Genomic DNA, 19,179 nt, shown 5'->3' with positions numbered 1-19,179 from the left:
ACACCAGACTAATCAGCGATATCTTTTTTCTATGTTCTTTTGTGAAGTTCATAGCCTGTTTTACAACAAGGAAAGGTATCTCCGATTAGCCTCTGGACAGAAATTTTAGACGCGACATTCTAGCGATCTGTTTAATCTCTGTCGAGCCAATCACCTCAGCTTGATGATGAATGCTCTAAATTCGTCCGCCTGAGAGGGTCATATTCAATCAAAACACCACTCGACACATCGGAAATGGGGACAATAGCGGCTTTTTCAAGGGAATCGAGGGCTTTTTTTCCGAAAAAGCTTAAAAAGAGATCTTGCTCTTGTTTTACCCCTCAGAGTCGATAACTTTTTCAACAATCTGCGTTACAAAGCCTTAACCTATAACTACCTGTCAGCCCTCATTTTTTGAACTTTTTATGACACTTTGAGCGTTTCAGGCACATGACACGCTTTTCGACACCGTAATACACAGCGAGATCTCTTATGCTTCAACCTTCCCGCCTACCCATTCTGCTGCTCATCACTTATGGGTTGCTGATGATTCTTGGCGGTCACTGGGTGTGGAAAATAAGCCATCAAGGTTTGCTCGAAGATCACCAATCAAAGCTTGACCGTTTCTCCGTACATATCGCCAGTCAACTGGACAAATTCGCCCACATTCCAGAACTGCTTTCCAAAGACAAAGAGTTAATCGATGCGCTGCACGCGCCTGATAACTCTGCGCAGATTGAGTTAACCAATCGCTATCTGGCTCATGTAAATCAAGTAATACAAGCCTCTGACACCTATTTGCTCGACCATATCGGTACCACGATTGCAGCCAGCAACTGGAATCAAAGCCACTCATTTGTTGGCCGTAACTTTGCTTTTCGTCCCTATTTTCAGCACGCTTTTAGCGGTAAAGAGAATCAGTATTTCGCTCTAGGCTCGACTTCTGGAAAGCGCGGTTATTACTACTCTTACCCTGTCTCTTACGCCGCCGAAATCATCGGTGTGATCGTTGTCAAAATGGATCTATCACTGATCGAAGCCAGTTGGAAAGGCAAACAGAGTTACTTCGTTGCAGACGATAAAGATCATGTGGTGTTTATGTCGAGTAACCCCGACTGGCTATTTAAAAGTCTGAAACCGTTGGACAGTGAACGTAAACGTAAAATCCAAGAGGGAAGGCAGTTTCTTGATACTGATATTAAGAGCCTGAACTTCAACGGCGACCTTGGCTCATCCACCAGCACCATTCAGTCTCTTCATCCTCTGGTTCATGAGCAGTTTTTTGTCTCATCACGCTTTGTCGAACAGCCGAGATTAACGGTAAGGGTGCTCTCCCCTACGCATTTAGTGTGGTGGGATCTGATCTCTTATCTAGTGGTATTGAGCTTAGTCTTTGCCATCATCTATCTCGCCTTGCAGCTCAACCTCAACCGTATCCATCGTCGAGTACAGATAGATAGACTGCAATCAGAAGCCAAACAGAAGCTCGAGTTTTTAGTGTTAGAACGAACCTCTGAATTACACGCAGAGGTGCTGCAACGCACCGAGACAGAAAAGGTCCTGAGACAGACCCAAGACGAGTTGATCCAAGCCGCGAAATTGGCGGTTTTGGGGCAGATGTCCGCCAGTATCAGTCACGAGTTAAACAATCCACTTGCCGCAATTCGTAGCTATGCCGATAACGGACGCCTATTTTTAGCCAAAGAGAAGTTCGAGCGTGTTGATGACAACCTATCTCGCATCTCATCACTGACTGACCGTATGGCTAAGATCAGCCATCAACTTCGATCATTTGCTAAAAAATCAAACGCGGAAGACCTATCGCAACTGCAACTGCTCCCGCTTATTCACTCTTCCATTGAATTAATGAAACCTCAGCTAAAAGCAGAAAGAGTGACGATATCCCCCCTTCCGGACAAGCTAGATGCACTCATTCAAGCCAATGCAATCCAGCTTGAGCAAGTGATCATTAACCTCATCACTAATGGTATGCAGGCGATGGAGGGGCAAGAGAACAAGCAACTTAGTCTCGAGTTCGAATACCATACCAATGCCAACTCAGAACGATGTATTCAACTGCATATTGACGACAATGGCCCCGGCTTTGTACATGACACGCCACAACAGTTTTTTGAACCATTTCATACCACCAAGAAGAATGGTTTAGGTCTAGGGTTATCGATATCACAACAGATTATTAGAGGCATCAACGGCGAGCTCACACACGCCAAAAGTCCATTAGGCGGAGCAAGATTTACTATCTGTCTGCCGTTAATTACAGAACAACAAAATAACAATAACGAGTAAAGGAACCATTATGTGCCATGTCTATTTCATTGATGATGAGCCAGATCTGCGGCTAGCCAGTGAACAGAGCTTTGAACTGGCGGACATTGATGCTCAGTTCTTCCCCGATGCGGAATCCGCATTAATTGCGATCAAAGAGCATGGACTGCCCCACGTCATCATCACCGACATCTGCCTTCCGGGATTGTCTGGTCATGACCTACTGAATACCGTCATCCACAAAGATAAAGAGCTGCCAGTTATCATGATTACAGGGCACGGTGACATCTCAATGGCGGTTAAATCAATTCATGATGGCGCTTATGATTTTATCGAGAAGCCATTTGCCAACGAAAGGTTGATTGAGACCACTAAGAGAGCTATCGAGAAACGTCAATTAATCCTCGAAAACCGCGAGCTCAAACAGTCACTCAAAGCTAGCCAAACCCTCGGACCACGCATCATCGGCGACACACCAGTTATCCAAGAGCTGCGTTCAACCATTACTCATGTTGCGGACACTAGCGCCGATATCTTGCTGTTTGGTGAAACCGGAACGGGTAAAGAGTTAGTGGCGCGCTCGCTTCACGAACAGAGCAGCCGACGTGAGCAGAACTTCGTCGCAGTAAACTGCGGTGCCGTACCGGAGAACCTAATTGAGAGCGAACTCTATGGTCACGAAAAAGGCGCCTTTACTGGCGCTGAAACCAAGAGGATTGGTAAGTTTGAACATGCTCAAGGTGGCACCCTATTTCTAGACGAGATTGAATCAATGCCAATGCAGGCGCAGATTCGTCTGCTTCGCGTTCTTCAAGAGCGCGTTATCGAGCGTATTGGTTCTAACCAGCTTCAACCCTTGGATATTCGCGTTATCGCCGCTACTAAGGTTGACCTTAAGAAAGCCGCTGCTGAAGGCACATTTAGACAAGATCTCTACTATCGCCTCAATGTCGTCACACTCGATTTACCCCCTTTACGTAGCCGAAAAGAGGACATCGCCGCCCTCTTCCATCACTTCCTTTTGGTTGCTGCGGCACGTTATGGCAAAACGGCGCAAGCCCTCCCAAGTAGCGATCTGCACAAGTTAATGGCTCACGACTGGCCCGGTAATGTTCGAGAGCTTAGAAACACCGCAGAACGTTTTATTCTGCTGGGTAAACTGGCTCAACTAGGGGATGTTATAGAACAAGAGACATGTTCGAGTTTAGCTGACCAAGTCGCAAGCTTCGAAAAGTCTGTGATTGAACAAGCTTTGATCGACAACGAAGGCAGTATCAAGCTAACAATGGAGCAACTCAATGTTCCAAGAAAAACGCTTTACGACAAGATGCAACGCTACCAAATCGACAAAGACGATTTTAAACAGTAAACGATCTGCTGCCGATTTAGGTACTGGATTGGCACAGACGGATAAGCTCGACCATACTGTCAATATTCCAGTGTTCAGCATACCCAATCGAGCCATGAACGAAAAAATCACAGTTCCCGCGATATCCGATACCGTCCTAATCGACGGACATTACGAAGAAGAGAAACGTTCAGGGCGAGAGCGACGTAAAAGGCATGTTCGCTGGAAAGGTTACGACAGAAGGAGCAGAACTTCTCGTCGAGAGCCAGGCAAAAAAATAGATGAAGAGGTTTAACTCTTCATCTATTCGTTAAGGATAAAGTTGTACTTAATCGTGTTACTTAGTGATGATTTCCGGTCCCATCAGGGTGGTCGGTAGCCATGTTGATACCCAAGGCACGTAAGTTACGATTATCAAGAACAGGAACATAACACCAACCCACGGCAGTGCCGCTTTCACCACGTTCATCATCGACATTTTCGCAACCCCAGCGGTCACAAACAAGTTGAGCCCCACCGGTGGGGTTATCATCCCTATCTCCATGTTCACCACCATCATGATACCTAGGTGAATTGGGTCGATACCCAGTGCAATCGCGATTGGGAAAACCAGTGGTGCAACGATGATAAGAAGACCAGAAGGCTCCATAAACTGACCACCAATCAGTAGCAACAAGTTCACTACGATCAAGAAGGTAATAGGCCCTAGACCTGCCGATAACATCGACTCGGTGATCATTTGTGGGATGCGCTCTTCTGTGAGTACATGCTTTAGTATCAAGGCATTCGCAATGATAAACAGCAGCATAATGGTCAGCTTACCAGCGTCGTACAGAGTATCTTTCGTGTCTTTGTGGACAAAGGTTTGCAGTGCTTTCACTAACATCGGCTTTTTGTTTTCTTTATCAGCGAATGGTCCCATGTCTTTATAGACAAAGTTCGCGATAAAGAAGGCGTACACCGCTGCTACCGCCGCCGCTTCTGTTGGTGTAAAGATACCGCCGTAAATACCACCAAGGATGATGACGATAAGTAACAAGCCCCAGCTCGCGTCTTTCGCAGCATCAAACATTTCGCCCCAACCAACAAAAGGTTGTGCCGGGATTTTTTTGATACGAGCAGCAATGTAGATAGCGATCATCAGCATCACGCCAGCCAGTAGTCCCGGAATAACACCACCTAAGAACATACGACCAACAGACACGTCCGTTGCTGCTGCGTAAACAACCATTACAATCGATGGTGGGATCAGAATACCCAACGTACCCGCGTTACAGATAACGCCTGCTGCGAACTCTTTTGAGTAGCCATTTTTCACCATACCGGCAATCACAATACTACCGATTGCCACCACAGTCGCCGGAGAGGAACCAGACAGTGCCGCAAACATCATACACGCCACAACCGACGCCATTGCCAAGCCACCGCGGAACCAACCTACCATCGCGATAGCAAAACGGATAATACGCTTCGCCACACCACCCGTAGACATAAAGCTAGACGCTAAAATGAAGAATGGGATTGCAAGCAAAGTGTAGTGCCCTGCAAACGCATTAAATAAGGTTTGCGCAACCGACGCGAGTGACGCATCAGAGTGAATCAACAAAAACAGAATACTGGATAGACCCAGTGAGATAGCAATCGGCACGCCCACCAGCATGAAAGCAATTACCATCAAGAATAGAAATAACATCGCCATGATTAGTCGTCCTTGCTTTTCGATTGTTGATTAGATGGCTTTGAGTCTTCCGCTTTCACGGAGTTTTGTGAATCCAAAATCGCTGTTGCGTCTTCGTCACTTCCCGCTTCTACCTGTGCTTTAAGCGCATCAAGATCTTCTTCCGCTTCATGACCTGCAATCATGCGATCAATCTTGCCTGTCGCGACTTGATAAGCGATCTGTGCAAATCGGAAGGTAAGAAGTGCCATGCCGATCGGTAGTGCCATATAAGGAATGAATCGAGGCAGCTTTTCGTAACGCTCGCCCTCATTGAGCCAGTCAGCCAAGAACTGCAACATCTCTGGCATTGGAATATCGTCGGTTTCGTACCATGCACGCTCGGTTGCAAACGGATACCAATAGTTCCAAGAACCAATCAAAAGTAGAATCGAGAAAGCGAGACAACAAGTGACAGCGACTAAGGCATACACTTTTCTCAATTTCTCTGGCGCTAGGTTGATCACCACATCAACCCCGATATGAAAATGCTTTTTAACGCCGTAAGAAGCGCCAACTAGCACCATCCATGCAAACATGAATACGGTGAGTTCCAATGCCCATAAAATGTTGTCATTGAACGCGTATCGAAAGACCACGTTTGCAAAAGTTAATAGGGTCATTGCGCCCAAAAAAAAGGCGATTAAAGACTCTTCAATTAAATCGGTAACTCTTCCGACTTTGGAAAATAAAGACTGTTCCATTTGAGACTGTTCCATAAAATGCTCCGCTTATAATTGTTTTAATAAAGGGCGGCGGTAGGGGTCCGCCACCCAATAGCGGTATTACTGGTTAGAAGCCAGTGCAGCTTCGATTAGATCAGAGCCGATGTCTTTCTCAAACTTCTTCCATACTGGTTGAAGCGCTGTTACCCAAGCTTGACGCTGTTCAGGTGTCAGAGTACGAACTTCACCACCCGCTTCGATGATGTTGTTTTTGTTCGCTAGGTTAACTTTTGCAGACTCAGCGTTACGTGTCTCGGAGACTTCTTTAACGATCGTGTTTAGCTGGTCACGTACATCTTCAGGTAGACCCTTCCAGAAGTCGTTTGACGTTACCACTAGGTAATCAAGAATACCGTGGTTGGTCTCTGTTACACCGTCTTGTACTTCGAAGAATTTCTTACCGTAGATGTTAGACCAAGTGTTCTCTTGACCGTCGATAACCTTAGTTTGTAGGCCACCGTATACCTCTTTGAACGACATCTTCTGAGGGTTAGCACCTAACTGCTCAAACTGAGCAACCAGTACATCAGACGCTTGTACACGGAACTTCAAACCTTCTGCATCTGCAGGGCTGATAAGAGGCTTGTTTGCTGACATCTGCTTCATGCCGTTATGCCAAAACGCAAGACCTTGTAGGCCACGACGCTTCATTGCATTCTTCAGCTTTTCACCAGATTCTGAGTTTTGGAAACGGTCAACTGCGTCAACGTCTTCAAACAGGAACGGAAGGTCAAAAATGCGGTATTTCTTAGTGAACTTCTCAAATTTAGACAGCGAAGGTGCCGCCATTTGAACATCACCGTTTAACAGGGCTTCCAGTACCTTGTTGTCATCGTATAGCGTTGAGTTAGGGAAAACTTGCATACAAGCTTTGCCGTTCATTTCCGTGTTTACTCGCTCTTCAAGTAAAGAAGCAGCAATGCCTTTCGGGTGCTTGTCAGTATTTGTTACGTGGCTGAATTTGATAACAATTTCACCAGGGTCACAGTTCGCAGCAGCATTAAAACTTGTAAGCGCAAGCGCAGATACAGATAGCAGGGTAAGAGGCTTAAACATTATTATTCTCCTTAGTAAACAAAGCAGCCCATCAATGGGAACTGCATGTCATCACTAAGGCAATTAGCGCGCCAACTCGCTACAATTATTTAACAACCCTTTAACCGCAAGGCTTGGCGGATGATTGGACGAATCTGTAGAGAAACCGACGCGTAAGTAATGGGTGGAAAATGACACATCGAATATTTGTAAATGGGTGGAAAGCCACCGAGAGACTCAATGTTAGTGTCGCTGCTATCGGGGCGAGAAAATAGAAAAAGCAGCCCCTACCTAGGACTGCTTCTGTTTACGCTAAGGCGCTAAATCAATTAGAAATCAATTCGCCTTTCAGTCTGCGCATCAAAGAATACCGCTTTCGATAAATCAAAATGCAGCGGTGCCATCTGCCCTACCGAGACTTCAAATTCCGGTGATAAGCGACACGCCACTTCTTGGTCATTTACCTTCACCATCGCAATCGTATCTGGCCCGGTCGGTTCTAGCACTTCCAACTGCAAGTCCAATTTAGTGGTTGCCGACAGATCATCACCTTGTTGCTCAGTAATGTGTTCAGGGCGCAGGCCAATCACCACTTCTTTGCCGTCTTGTTCACGCATGCTTTGCGGCAGTCGAATATGGTGCTCCTGATCAGCGGTACCAATAACCTTAATGATCGGATTCTGCTCTTCATCGAGATCCACCATGGTCTTGATGAAATTCATCGATGGGGAGCCCATAAAGCCTGCCACAAACATATTACTTGGTTTGGTGTAGATCTCTTGTGGTGTGCCTAACTGCTGCAATTCGCCATCTTTCATTACTGCGATGCGATCAGCCAGCGTCATCGCCTCGATTTGGTCATGGGTTACATAAACAATCGTGGTATTAAGCTTTTGATGTAGGCGCTTAATCTGGTGGCGCATTTCCACACGCAGTTTGGCATCCAAGTTAGAAAGCGGTTCATCGAACAAGTACAGCTTAGGACGACGCGCCAGTGCACGCCCCATCGCGACACGTTGACGCTGACCACCCGATAGCTGTGAGGGTTTGCGATCCAGCAATTGCTCGATTTGCAGCATTTCAGCGACGCGATTCACTTCAGCATCGATCTCGTCCTGCGGCATCTTGCGGATCTTCAAGCCGAAGGCGATATTGCCGCGTACTGTCATGTTTGGGTATAACGCATAAGATTGAAACACCATCGCAATGTCGCGATCTTTGGGTTCAACCTGAGCAACATCGACACCATCAATCACAATCTCACCCGAGCTAATATTTTCTAACCCAGCAATGGTGTTCATTAAGGTGGATTTTCCACACCCCGAAGGGCCGACAAGTATCAAGAATTCCCCCGAATCGATACTAATGTCGATGCCCTTTAACGTTTCGTTGTCCGCGTTGCGATAGGTTTTACGGATCTGTTTTAAATCTAATGTTGCCATGGGTAATTATCCTTTTACTGATCCTGCCGTTAGGCCACGAACAAAGTATTTTCCTGCAAAGACATACACCAACAATGTTGGCAGTGCGGCGATGATCGCAGCAGCCATATCGACGTTGTACTCTTTAACGCCCGTACTGGTGTTGACTAAGTTATTTAATGCTACGGTGATTGGCTGAGTCTCTGAGCCGGAATACACCACCCCGAATAAGAAATCGTTCCAGATAGCGGTAAACTGCCAGATCACCGTCACCATGATGATGGGTGTGGATATTGGTAATAAGATCTTGAAGAAGATGGTAAAGAAGCCCGCTCCATCCAGTTTTGCCGCCTTGATCAATTCATCTGGAATCGAGATGTAGAAGTTACGAAAGAACAGCGTCGTAAACGCCATGCCGTAGATAACGTGCACAAGTACCAGACCAACTGTGGTGTTTGCTAGGCCCATCTTGCCCAGCACGGTCGCCATAGGTAACAACACCACTTGGAATGGAATGAAGCAACCAAATAGCAGCAAGCTAAAGAACAGGTTTGAACCACGGAACTGCCACTTGGTGACAACATAGCCATTGAATGCACCGAGTAGTGTTGAGATAGCGACCGCAGGAATCACCATTTGGAACGAGTTCCAGAAATAGCCTTTCACCCCTTCACATTTCACGCCAGTACACGCGCTATCCCACGCTTTATACCAAGCATCGAAAACCCACTCTTTTGGTAAGCTCATCAAGTTACCCGCCTTAATATCTGGTAGGGTTTTGAATGAGGTCAGTACCATGACGAACAGCGGCATGAGATAAACCAAGCAGAAGAAGAGCAGCGCCGAATAGATAAACATTCGAGCAAAGTTGATGTTATTCATCATGACTTTTTCTCCCTAAGTTCAGAGTAAAGATAAGGCACGAGAATCGCTAAAATACCGGCTAGCATCATCATCGCACTGGCAGCACCGAGGCCGATTTGTCCGCGTGTAAATGAGTGTGCGTACATGAATAGTGCTGGAAGATCCGATGAATAACCCGGGCCACCTGCCGTCATTGCTGTCACAAGGTCGAAGCTCTTAATCGCAATGTGTGAAGTGATGATCACCGCACTGAAAACCACAGGTCGCAAGCAAGGTAAAATGATTTTGAGATAAATAGTCGGTAAGCTTGCACCGTCAATTTGCGCCGCTTTAATAATCGAAGAATCGATACCACGCAGGCCAGCTAAGAACATCGCCATCACAAAGCCTGACGACTGCCAAAGCGCGGCAATCACTAAGGTGTAGACCGCCATTTCATAGTCAACCAACCAGTCAAATTTAAAGTCGGTAAAGCCCCAATCTTGCATCAACTTTTCAATACCCAGACCCGGGTTCAAAATCCACTTCCAAGCGGTACCCGTCACGATGAATGACAGTGCCATTGGGTAGAGATAAATAGTACGAATCGCTCCTTCTTGTCGGATATTCTGGTCAAGCAGAATCGCCAAACCGACACCCAACACAATAGCAATCACCATGAATAGGATCCCAAACACACCGAGGTTGGTGATTGAGGTGATCCAGCGATCGTTTTCCATCAGCTTTTCATATTGAGCAAAGCCAACAAAATTGAAGCTCGGTAGAAATCGAGAGTTAGTAAACGACAGCGCTGCCGTCCAGAATATATAGCCGTAGATACATACCACGGTCACCAACGCGGTCGGTGCCAGCACAATCTTAGGTAACCAATGTTGTAACCTGTCAGCAAAACTGGGCTTGGGTGCAGGCTGGCTCCTTGTCGGTTTTGGAGTCGACTTAGTCAAAACATGCTCCATAACTTTTCCTTGTTGCACAATTGAGCCAATGGCTTACCTCTCGGCACCACATCAGCATCACGTATATCAGAATTGAGGTGAAGAGCGGATAGGTTCCCTACGAACCTACCCACCCTGGGGGTTAGGGATAAGCAACATAGTCAGCACGTCGCGTTCTGTTCATGTTGCGTATCAAGCTAGGTTAGATAGCCGCTTTTACCGCTTTTGCTAACTTAGCTGCTGCCTCTTTAGGATCGGCATCTTTTTCGTTGAAGAAGTTAGTCACAACGTCATAGATGGCGCCTTGGGCGTAGCTTGTTGTAGATAGACCGTGAGCCATACTCGGTACAAGGTCACCAGACTCCGCACTCGCTTTGAAGGTTGCCATTGAGTCCAACGCACATTGGTCGAACTTAGACATATCCATATCAAGACGAACTGGAATCGAGCCTTTGTTTAGGTTGAAGACCTCTTGGAAGTCTTTAGTAAGAATGGTTTTCGCAAGATCTTGTTGCGCTTTTTGATTCTCTTTATCGCCTAGCTCGAAGAAAGCAAAGCTATCGATATTGAAAGTAAATTGGCCGTCAGTACCCGGAGCTGGTGCACAGATGTAGTCTTTACCTGGCACTTTGCCCGCAGCCGTAAACTCACCCTTCGCCCAGTCACCCATGATTTGCATCGCCGCTTCACCATTGATAACCATTGAAGTCGCTACGTTCCAGTCACGGCCCGGAGAGTTACTGTCGATGTAGTCTCGCATCTTTTTGAACTTTGTGAACACTTCGACCATTTTGTCGCCAGACAGTACATCCATATCCAAATCAACGAACGCTTTGTTGTAATCTTCGCTACCAAGTACATCAAGCGCTACCGCTTCGAAAACGGTCGCGTCTTGCCAAGGCTGACCGCCGTGCGCCAGAGGAATGAAACCTGCTGCTTTGATTTTGTCTGCAGCAACAAAGAACTCATCTAAGGTAGTTGGAACCGTCACACCCGATTTTTCGAGTACTTCTGGGTTTGCCCAAAGCCAGTTAACACGGTGAACGTTCACAGGGACCGCTACGTATTCGCCGTCCCATTTCATCACTTTGGTGACAACAGCGGGCAGTATGTCATCCCACTTTTCTTGTTTCGCGGTTGCATCGAGAGACGTTAGAAAACCTAAACCACCCCACTCCTGAATATCATGACCTTTGATCTGCGCGGCAGATGGCGGATTACCAGATACTGCTCGTGTTTTTAAAACGGTCATTGCACTTTCACCGCCGCCACCAGCAACAGCGAAATCTTTCCAAGTATGACCTTGTTGTTCAATCATCTCTTTAAGCACTGCAGCGGATTTAGCTTCACCACCAGCAGTCCACCAGTGAAGCACTTCCACTTCACCAGCCTGAGAAAATGTTGAGGTAGCAAGAAGAGATAGAGTAAGTAGGGTTTTATTGATTTTCATTATAATCTTCCATGTTTAGCGGACTCGACGCCCGGTTCAATAAAGAGTCTACTTATTTTGATTTTTAGGATTGAAACAAAAGGTAAGCCCAATGTAACACAATTGTTACATTACACTTCTAGGCCGCGTGGGATATAGACTTTGGCTTCTAAACCACCCTGAGGGGAGTTGCAAATAATGAGATCTCCGCCGTGTCCGTGTAGGATATTTCGACAGATTCCGAGCCCTAAGCCGTGTCCTTGATCGTCGGTCGCAAGCCTGAAGTAGGGTTCAAACACCAACTCAAGTTTGTCTTCAGGAATACCCTTGCCATGATCCTGAATCGTTATGATTACCCACACAGAGTCGCTACTGATGTCGACTCTAGCGGACGTTCCGTATTTCACCGCATTGTCGATAAGGTTGGTCAGCACACGTTTAATCGCTAATGGTTTGGCGACTAAAGGCTCCACCACAATGGGCTCAAACTCTACTAAGGTTTGATGCTGGTTATGCGATTCAATAACCGAAGCCACCATGTCATTAAGGTCGATAATGGCGTTGTTTTCGTGAAGGTCTGTATCTCTTACCGCTTGCAGGGCACCTTTAACCATCATCTCTAGCTCATCCAGATCCTTGTTGAACTTCTCTTTCTTAACTTCGCTTTCCAATAGCTCAGCTCTGAGCCTCAGTCGAGTGATCGGTGTCTTTAAATCATGAGAAATAGCAGAGAAAAGATGCTCCCTATCGGCCACATAACGACGAATACGTTGCTGCATCCGATTAAATGCCCGAGTCGCAGTCACCAGTTCAGTCGCCCCCTCTTCGTTAAGTGGCGGCTGCTGAATATCCATACTCATCTCATTCGCTGCCCTTGCTAGCTTTTTAAGCGGACGCACTTGGCGGCGAATCATTAAGTAAGTCAACACCAGCAAAATCAGCGTTGAAGAGAGCAAGAAGATCACCTGCTCGCGGCCAAGAATGGTGTCATCCAGTTTGACGTAGGGTGCTGGCAACAGTGCTGCAATGTAAACCCATTCATGACTGGCTAACTCTATCTGAACAACCAGAATCGGCGGATTAAGCGGCTCTAAGGTTAAGGTATGATGCGCCCAAGATCGCGGGAGGTCGCTCAAGTAGATGTCATTTTTCAGCAACCTAAGATGTTCTGGGCGAGAGAAATCGACGCGCACCGACTCCACTTTATTGAGTTTGCTACTCAAGACACTCTCTATCGCTTCAATCGATGCGGCTTTTAAACGGGTATCGGGTATCGGTTCAACAATCAATGCCTCTTTATTGAAAGAGACGAAGAATCGCGTCCCACCCATATTGCGGATCTGATCTAACACGATGTGGCGATACTTGACGGGCAAAGACTGAAAGAAAGTCACCGTCGAAGCAAACATATTAGCCATGCTTGATGAAGCAGAACGAATCCCCTCTAACTCTTTTTGTTTGGATTCGCTATACCAAATCGAGGTTGCGATACCTTGTGCGATCACGACAGCGAGCAAGGTCAAAAGCAAGGTTCGAGCAACCAAGGAGTTTGGCTTTAAACTTCTCAACCACTTCATACGCAGTTCTTCTTACTCAGTGCTCATAATGTACAGGTACAGCCAATATATAGCCGTTGCCACGCATGGTTTTGATGTAGTGCGGGTATTTAGCACTATCACCGAGTCGGCTTCGCAAACGACTGAGCTGAACATCAATACCGCGCTCAAAAGGCAACGCTTCACGCCCTCTGGTTGCAAAAGAGATGGTATCTCGGTCTAACACTTCGTTTGGGCGACTAAGGAACAGCATCAACAATGAGAAATCACTGCCCGACAAGTCCATCTCTTCGGCGCTTTCATTGTGTGAGATTCGGTGCGCAAGTGTGTCGAGCGTCCAATCACCAAAGATGATCTGTTTAGGCAATGCATCACTCGGCTTGTCATCAACCACTTGAACACGGCGTAACAGAGCTTTGATACGAGCCATTAATTGGCGCGGGCTAAACGGCTTGGCGATATAGTCATCCGCGCCAATTTCCAAGCCAATAATCTGATCAGTTTCATCTGATACCGCAGTCAGCATAATGATAGGCACATTGGAGTTTTTACGAACACGCTGACACAAGGTAAAACCATCGTCACCAGGCAGCATTACATCGAGAAGAATCAGATCAGGGTAACCTTGACTCTGAAGGTGAATGTCTAGTTCCGCCCCGTCTCCAACCGAAGAGACATCGAAGCCGGATTTTGAAAGGTACTCTTCCAGCAACTCGCGGATTTCTTGATCGTCATCCACCACGAGAATTCGAGTATTTGTTGGCATCGCCCAAACCCATAAAATTTACAACTTATTCACATAGTGTATAGGCAGGTCGAGTATTTGATTATTGATATGTCTATAAAATTAGAACAATGAACAGATAGAGATCACAACTAGATAACCTCTACCTGCATTTGCTAATGACTCGCACTAAGACGAACAGCTGATCTCCATCTCTTTGCCCCATTCAGGAGGCAAAGCAGCCAAATATTCATAGGCAGGATGTTCAGCATATGGATCGGCAAGCACGACCATCAATGCATCAACCACACTGCTATCGCCCTCTTCCGCTTTATCAATTGCCAATTGAGCCAGATAGTTACGCAGTACATATTTAGGGTTGATTGCACGCATCTTTTGACAGCGCTGCTCTGTACTTTCCTGCTCCAGTTCACAGCGCTTAAGATAACTATCGACCCAAAGCTTGGCTGCTTGGCGATCGATAACCAGATCAATGACCTCTTGCTCAGATTGCGTATCGAGATCCGATAGCGCTCTGAAGAAGCGAGGATAATCGACGCGGTTTTGTGACATCAGCTCGAACATAGACTCGAACAGGCGACTGTCTCCCTCTTGTTTCGATAGCAGCCCGAGCTTTCTACGCATAAGCTGACTAAAATAGCCATTCATTTGAGGTTCGTACATCTCAAGCGCAGCTTCTAAATCTGCTCGTTCAATCAGAGGAGACAACGCATGCGCTAGTGCAGACAAGTTCCACATACCAATACGAGGCTGTTGATTGAATGCGTAGCGACCTTGATAGTCCGAATGATTACAAATAAGGCGAGAATTATACTCATCCATAAAGGCAAACGGGCCGTAATCAAACGTCTGGCCAATGATCGACATGTTATCCGTGTTCATCACCCCGTGAGCAAAGCCATTCGCCTGCCACAACGCAATCATCTCCGCAGTGCGGTCAACGATTTGGTTAAACATCGCCGCGTATGGCTTTTCTTCATCTAAGCACTCTGGGAAGTGCCACTCAATCACCTTATCAGCCAATAGCTTTTGCTCTGCAAGTTGATTGGTGTAAAACAGATATTCAAAATGGCCAAAGCGAATATGAGATTCAGATACACGCAATAGCAGCGCACCCTTCTCCTGCTTTTCACGGTACACCGGCGTGTCACTGATCATCATGGCGAGTGCACGTGTGGTTGGAATATTCAGTCCCGCCATCGCTTCACTACATAGATACTCACGCACAGTCGAACGGATAACCGCACGCCCATCGCCCATCCGTGAATAGGGTGTTTTACCTGCACCTTTAAGGTGTAAGTCGAACGTTTCACCACTTTTAGCGACAACTTGAGCTAAGAGTAGCCCTCTTCCATCACCAAGATCTGGGTTGTAAGCACCAAACTGATGACCCGCATACTTCATCGCTATCGGGTCAAAGTTTTCGTTATCGACCAAACCGGACAATGAATTCAAGAGATCTGGATCGAGGCTCTGAGTTCCGTCCACAGAAGGAAAACCAAGTTCCGTTGCCAAAGCGTCATTCCACGCAAGCCAACGCGGGTTCAACAGTGGTGTTGGATCAACACGAGAATAAAAGGTCTGAGGCAGTTCGACGAATCGATTGTTAAAAGAGAGATGGTCCCAAATAGACATAACGACACACTTTAATTGAATAGTAGTGTCAGATTATCACAGTTTGGTAACAACTTCTGAAAAGGTTGAATGGCTAACTACTGGGTCTCGGCGGTTTGTTTGCTGAGGTAGAAAGCCACGTTTAATGTTTAGAAAAGATTGAACGATAAGATCGTGAAAAAGAGTTATTCATAACAATTTTCGAGTTGCGTAAACCTAATTAGATTAAAGCGAGAATAGCGACTAGAGAAACCGATGCGAAAAGCCAAGTACGACCGATAACGCCAAAATGAGAGTTTTGAATCATTTCTTGATGCTGCATAAATGCGCTCCTTAACTATATATACCGTGTATATACAATATATCGACAAGCAGCCAAAATCGGCAAGCACATTAATATTAACTTTTTATTACAACACCAAGAAATTTTCGTAACAATTGAGATTTCTTTTACTTTAAGCACGGGTGGTCGTGGATAAAAGTGCGCCTGCACCGATAAATACACCACCAGTCACTCGGTTAAACATCTTGGCTCTACCCTTAGCAAATAACCAGTTAGATGATTTAGCCCCAAGATAGGAGTACATCAACAACCACGACAGCTCCATCACTGCGAAAGTCGTCGCAAATACGACAAACTGCGGAAACAGTGCCGCTGTAGGGTCAATAAACTGGGGAAAAAGAGCGGTGAAGAACAAGATAGCTTTAGGATTACTCGCGCCTACAATAAACCCGCTTAAGTAGTGCTGTAGGTGAGTGCCTTTGTTTTGCTTACTGCCTTCTTCTCCTTGTTCATCAAGCTGATAACTCTGCTGATCTGAGCGCAGTGACTTCCAACCTAGATAAATCAGATAGGCAGCACCCGTCCATTTGATGATGTTAAACACGACCTCAGATGAAGCGATGATGACGCCAAGCCCGGTAAAAGACAGGGTTAAGATTGAAGTAATCGCCGTTAAACTACCAAGAGCGGTAAAAACAGACAGCCTGAATCCTGATTGCACCGCCTTCGTCATACACAACAAAGAGCTTGGTCCTGGTGATGCTGTTAGCACCAATACGGCAAGAAAGTAATAAACCCAAATATCAAAACTCATCGTGAATCCTCCGTAACTCACTAGGGCGTGTTGATCTTAAATATAAATGTTGAGCTCCAATATGAATCAGATGTGCAACTTGATCAACTTCACCACGTTGCTTTCTCTATCACTGCGCGGGGCTTACTTTCGTAAAAGCCATCGCCATACGGTGTAATCATCCGCCCCATAGAAAAATAACAAAGCTTTTATTCAAAGATAGAAACAAACCAAGCATGACTCGCCAAAAACAAAAAAGCCGCACTGTTCAGCACGGCTTTAGATTCGTGAGTTCTGTTAATTAATCTTTGTAGATAGAGAACTCATCAGCGTGCTCAAGCATCTGAGCGCGTGTGATCATGAATACGCCGTGACCACCATTTGCGAACTCAATCCAAGTGAATGGAATGTGTGGGTACTGTTCCATCATGTGAACCATAGAGTTACCCACTTCACAGATAAGGATGCCTTCGTCCGTTAGGTAATCTGGTGCGTTAGCGAGAATACGACGAACCAGCTTCAGACCGTCAGTACCCGCAGCTAGACCTAGCTCAGGCTCATGAGTGAACTCGTCTGGCAGGCTATTCATATCTTCTTCATCCACGTATGGTGGGTTCGATACGATCAGGTTGTACTTCTCTTTTGGCAGATCGCGGAACAGATCTGAACGGATTGGGAACACTTGCTGCTCCATACCGTGATCTTGAACGTTCTGTTCAGCCACTTGCAGTGCGTCAGTTGAGATATCAATCGCATCCACTTCCGCTTCAGGGAATGCATGTGCACAAGCAATCGCAATACAACCACTGCCAGTGCATAGGTCCATGATGCGAGTTGGCTCTTCAGTCAGCCACGGCTGGAATTGCGCTTCGATCAGCTCGCCAATTGGAGAACGCGGCACTAGTACACGCTCATCAACGAAGAATTCAAGGCCACAGAACCACGCTTTGTTGGTTAGGTAAGCAGTCGGTGTGCGCTCATTGATTCGTTTAATAACGCGCTCAACGATACGTAGACGCTCACTGCTGGTTAGGCGAGAGTTCAATACGTGCGAAGGAACGTCAATCGGCAGATAAAGGGTTGGTAAAATAAGTTGTACCGCCTCATCCCACGCATTATCTGTGCCGTGACCATAAAATAGGCCCGCTGCATTAAAGCGGCTAACAGTCCAACGAATCACATCTTGAAGCGTGTGTAGTTCTGATACCGCTTCTTCTACAAAAATCTTATCCAAAATCATCTCCGAAAAGCGCTACAATACTGCTAATTACATTTCAATTTAGAAATTATAACCTGATGAGCAAAAAAAGACACCGATCTCGATGACGATTTCGCCCTGTTCAGTGAAGCAGTAAAGGGCGTTAAAAAGTTGCAACAGGATACCATAATCCAGCAGCCAAAAAGAAATACCAAACAAAAAGAAATTACGCGAACAGCCAGACAAGCCAGTGACAGCGAGTTTTATTTTTCGGACGAGTTCATCCCTCACCTAAGTGAAGATGGCCCGACACGTTACGCGCGTGATGATGTGTCTAAGTACGAAGTGAAAAGACTGCGTCGTGGTGTCTATGTACCGGATGTCTATCTCGATATGCATGGCATGACTCAACAAGAAGCCAAACGTGAATTAGGCGCGATGATTGCTCACTGTGTGAAAGAGGGCGTCTCTTGTGCTTCTGTGCAGCACGGTATTGGTAAGCACATTCTAAAAGAGAAAGTACCATTGTGGCTTGCTCAGCATCCAGATGTGCTTGCGTTCCACCAAGCTCCATTGGAGTTCGGTGGTAATGGCGCACTACTCGTTCTACTCTCTATTCCTGAGAAATAACGCCTCCAATTGCAATCAGCGTTAAGACGCAAGGGTGCAGATAAGCATAGTCACACACATTGAGATACAAAGAAAAAGGCACATCCGACGATGTGCCTTTTCGTTATTCGACTTTTGGCGAATGGCTTAGTTTAGAGATAACCGATTAAGGGTTAATATTCCAAGCTAGCTCACCTTTTTTGGTCTCTAAATCAAAGTCGATACAGACCAATCCCGACGTTGGGAACATAGGTGGCGTCATACCAGTGGCAAACTCTGCTGTTAAATAGCCCACCAGTGGCAAGTGCGACACAAACAGCACACTCTCCAGATTTTCAACCTCAGCCATCGCAATGGTGTAATCGAAGACCTGTGCAGAATCACCGTAAGGCGTGATGTCTTCGCTCGTTTCTACCTTATTGCCAGAAAACACTTCCGAGATCTCTAACCAAGTCTCTTGCGCTCTCAAGTATGGGCTGACCAATACTTTATCAAAATGAGTTACGCCTTGTTCTGCGGCAGCTTGGGCTACTGCAAGCGATAACTTCTTACCACGCTTAGTGAGCGCTCGTTCTGCATCTGAGTTTGCAAAATGCTCTGCTTCACCGTGACGCATAATGAATACTTTCATGTTCTATCCTG

17 protein-coding genes are annotated in these 19,179 nt (G+C 46.3%); 4 read left to right on the top strand and 13 right to left on the bottom strand.

From position 1 onward, the window contains the following. Window positions 1-471: 471 nt before the first annotated feature. The 3 genes from AC6I7V_RS04190 (at window position 472) to AC6I7V_RS04180 (ending at window position 3,908) form a co-directional block, all read left to right on the top strand. Window positions 472-2,286, top strand: coding sequence for a sensor histidine kinase (locus AC6I7V_RS04190; RefSeq protein ID WP_498011390.1), 1,815 nt, complete (start codon window positions 472-474; stop codon window positions 2,284-2,286). Window positions 2,287-2,296: 10 nt separating this feature from the next. Next, window positions 2,297-3,634 (top strand): sigma-54-dependent transcriptional regulator, encoded by a 1,338-nt coding sequence (locus tag AC6I7V_RS04185; RefSeq protein WP_255231140.1) that lies wholly within the window; start codon window positions 2,297-2,299, stop codon window positions 3,632-3,634. A 94-nt stretch (window positions 3,635-3,728) separates the two neighbouring features. Continuing rightward, on the top strand, window positions 3,729-3,908 hold the full coding sequence (locus AC6I7V_RS04180; RefSeq protein ID WP_261883118.1) for a hypothetical protein: 180 nt from the start codon (window positions 3,729-3,731) through the stop codon (window positions 3,906-3,908). 42 nt (window positions 3,909-3,950) lie between these two features. Here the strand turns inward: AC6I7V_RS04180 and AC6I7V_RS04175 are convergent, their stop codons facing one another. The 12 genes from AC6I7V_RS04175 to prmB all read right to left on the bottom strand — a co-directional run bounded on the left by AC6I7V_RS04175 (window position 3,951) and on the right by prmB (window position 17,964). Next, on the bottom strand, window positions 3,951-5,312 hold the full coding sequence (locus tag AC6I7V_RS04175) for a TRAP transporter large permease (protein WP_255231141.1): 1,362 nt from the start codon (window positions 5,310-5,312) through the stop codon (window positions 3,951-3,953). A 2-nt stretch (window positions 5,313-5,314) separates the two neighbouring features. Further along, window positions 5,315-6,049: a TRAP transporter small permease gene (locus tag AC6I7V_RS04170; protein WP_255231142.1), complete on the bottom strand. Its 735-nt coding sequence runs from the start codon at window positions 6,047-6,049 to the stop codon at window positions 5,315-5,317. A 66-nt stretch (window positions 6,050-6,115) separates the two neighbouring features. Beyond that, window positions 6,116-7,111, bottom strand: a complete 996-nt coding sequence (locus AC6I7V_RS04165; RefSeq protein ID WP_255231143.1) for a TRAP transporter substrate-binding protein — start codon at window positions 7,109-7,111, stop codon at window positions 6,116-6,118. A gap of 308 nt (window positions 7,112-7,419) precedes the next feature. Beyond that, on the bottom strand, window positions 7,420-8,532 hold the full coding sequence (locus tag AC6I7V_RS04160) for an ABC transporter ATP-binding protein (RefSeq protein WP_032549615.1): 1,113 nt from the start codon (window positions 8,530-8,532) through the stop codon (window positions 7,420-7,422). A gap of 6 nt (window positions 8,533-8,538) precedes the next feature. Next, entirely contained in the window at window positions 8,539-9,396 is an 858-nt protein-coding gene (locus AC6I7V_RS04155; RefSeq protein ID WP_008218366.1) for a carbohydrate ABC transporter permease, read from the bottom strand. Continuing rightward, window positions 9,393-10,331, bottom strand: a complete 939-nt coding sequence (locus AC6I7V_RS04150; protein WP_498011389.1) for a carbohydrate ABC transporter permease — start codon at window positions 10,329-10,331, stop codon at window positions 9,393-9,395. The genes AC6I7V_RS04155 and AC6I7V_RS04150 overlap by 4 nt, the downstream gene beginning before the upstream one ends. A 181-nt stretch (window positions 10,332-10,512) precedes the next feature. After that, window positions 10,513-11,760, bottom strand: coding sequence for an ABC transporter substrate-binding protein (locus AC6I7V_RS04145; RefSeq protein WP_261882760.1), 1,248 nt, complete (start codon window positions 11,758-11,760; stop codon window positions 10,513-10,515). Window positions 11,761-11,870: 110 nt separating this feature from the next. Continuing rightward, entirely contained in the window at window positions 11,871-13,316 is a 1,446-nt protein-coding gene (locus tag AC6I7V_RS04140) for an ATP-binding protein (protein ID WP_498011388.1), read from the bottom strand. A gap of 16 nt (window positions 13,317-13,332) precedes the next feature. Next, on the bottom strand, window positions 13,333-14,061 hold the full coding sequence (locus tag AC6I7V_RS04135) for a response regulator (protein ID WP_261882758.1): 729 nt from the start codon (window positions 14,059-14,061) through the stop codon (window positions 13,333-13,335). Between the two features lie 147 nt (window positions 14,062-14,208). Continuing rightward, window positions 14,209-15,675 carry a protein adenylyltransferase SelO gene (locus tag AC6I7V_RS04130; RefSeq protein ID WP_498011387.1) on the bottom strand — a complete coding sequence of 489 codons (1,467 nt, stop codon included), beginning with the start codon at window positions 15,673-15,675 and terminating at the stop codon, window positions 14,209-14,211. 434 nt (window positions 15,676-16,109) lie between these two features. Next, window positions 16,110-16,751, bottom strand: a complete 642-nt coding sequence (locus tag AC6I7V_RS04125) for a LysE family translocator (RefSeq protein WP_498011386.1) — start codon at window positions 16,749-16,751, stop codon at window positions 16,110-16,112. A gap of 280 nt (window positions 16,752-17,031) precedes the next feature. Next, the gene (gene prmB, locus AC6I7V_RS04120; protein ID WP_498011385.1) at window positions 17,032-17,964 is read right to left on the bottom strand and encodes a 50S ribosomal protein L3 N(5)-glutamine methyltransferase; all 933 of its coding nucleotides are present in this window, start codon (window positions 17,962-17,964) and stop codon (window positions 17,032-17,034) included. A 102-nt stretch (window positions 17,965-18,066) separates the two neighbouring features. Here prmB and smrB point away from each other — a divergent pair, with 102 nt between their 5' ends. After that, window positions 18,067-18,558 carry an endonuclease SmrB gene (gene smrB / locus AC6I7V_RS04115; protein ID WP_498011640.1) on the top strand — a complete coding sequence of 164 codons (492 nt, stop codon included), beginning with the start codon at window positions 18,067-18,069 and terminating at the stop codon, window positions 18,556-18,558. Window positions 18,559-18,703: 145 nt separating this feature from the next. Here the strand turns inward: smrB and sixA are convergent, their stop codons facing one another. Then, window positions 18,704-19,168 (bottom strand): phosphohistidine phosphatase SixA, encoded by a 465-nt coding sequence (gene sixA / locus AC6I7V_RS04110; RefSeq protein ID WP_498011384.1) that lies wholly within the window; start codon window positions 19,166-19,168, stop codon window positions 18,704-18,706. Between the last annotated feature and the right edge of the window lie 11 nt (window positions 19,169-19,179).

The sequence above is a fragment of the Vibrio sp. KUL70 genome, from assembly GCF_059725515.1.
The sequence above is the reverse complement of the archived record's forward strand: the minus strand, read 5'-3'. Positions and strand labels throughout refer to the sequence as shown.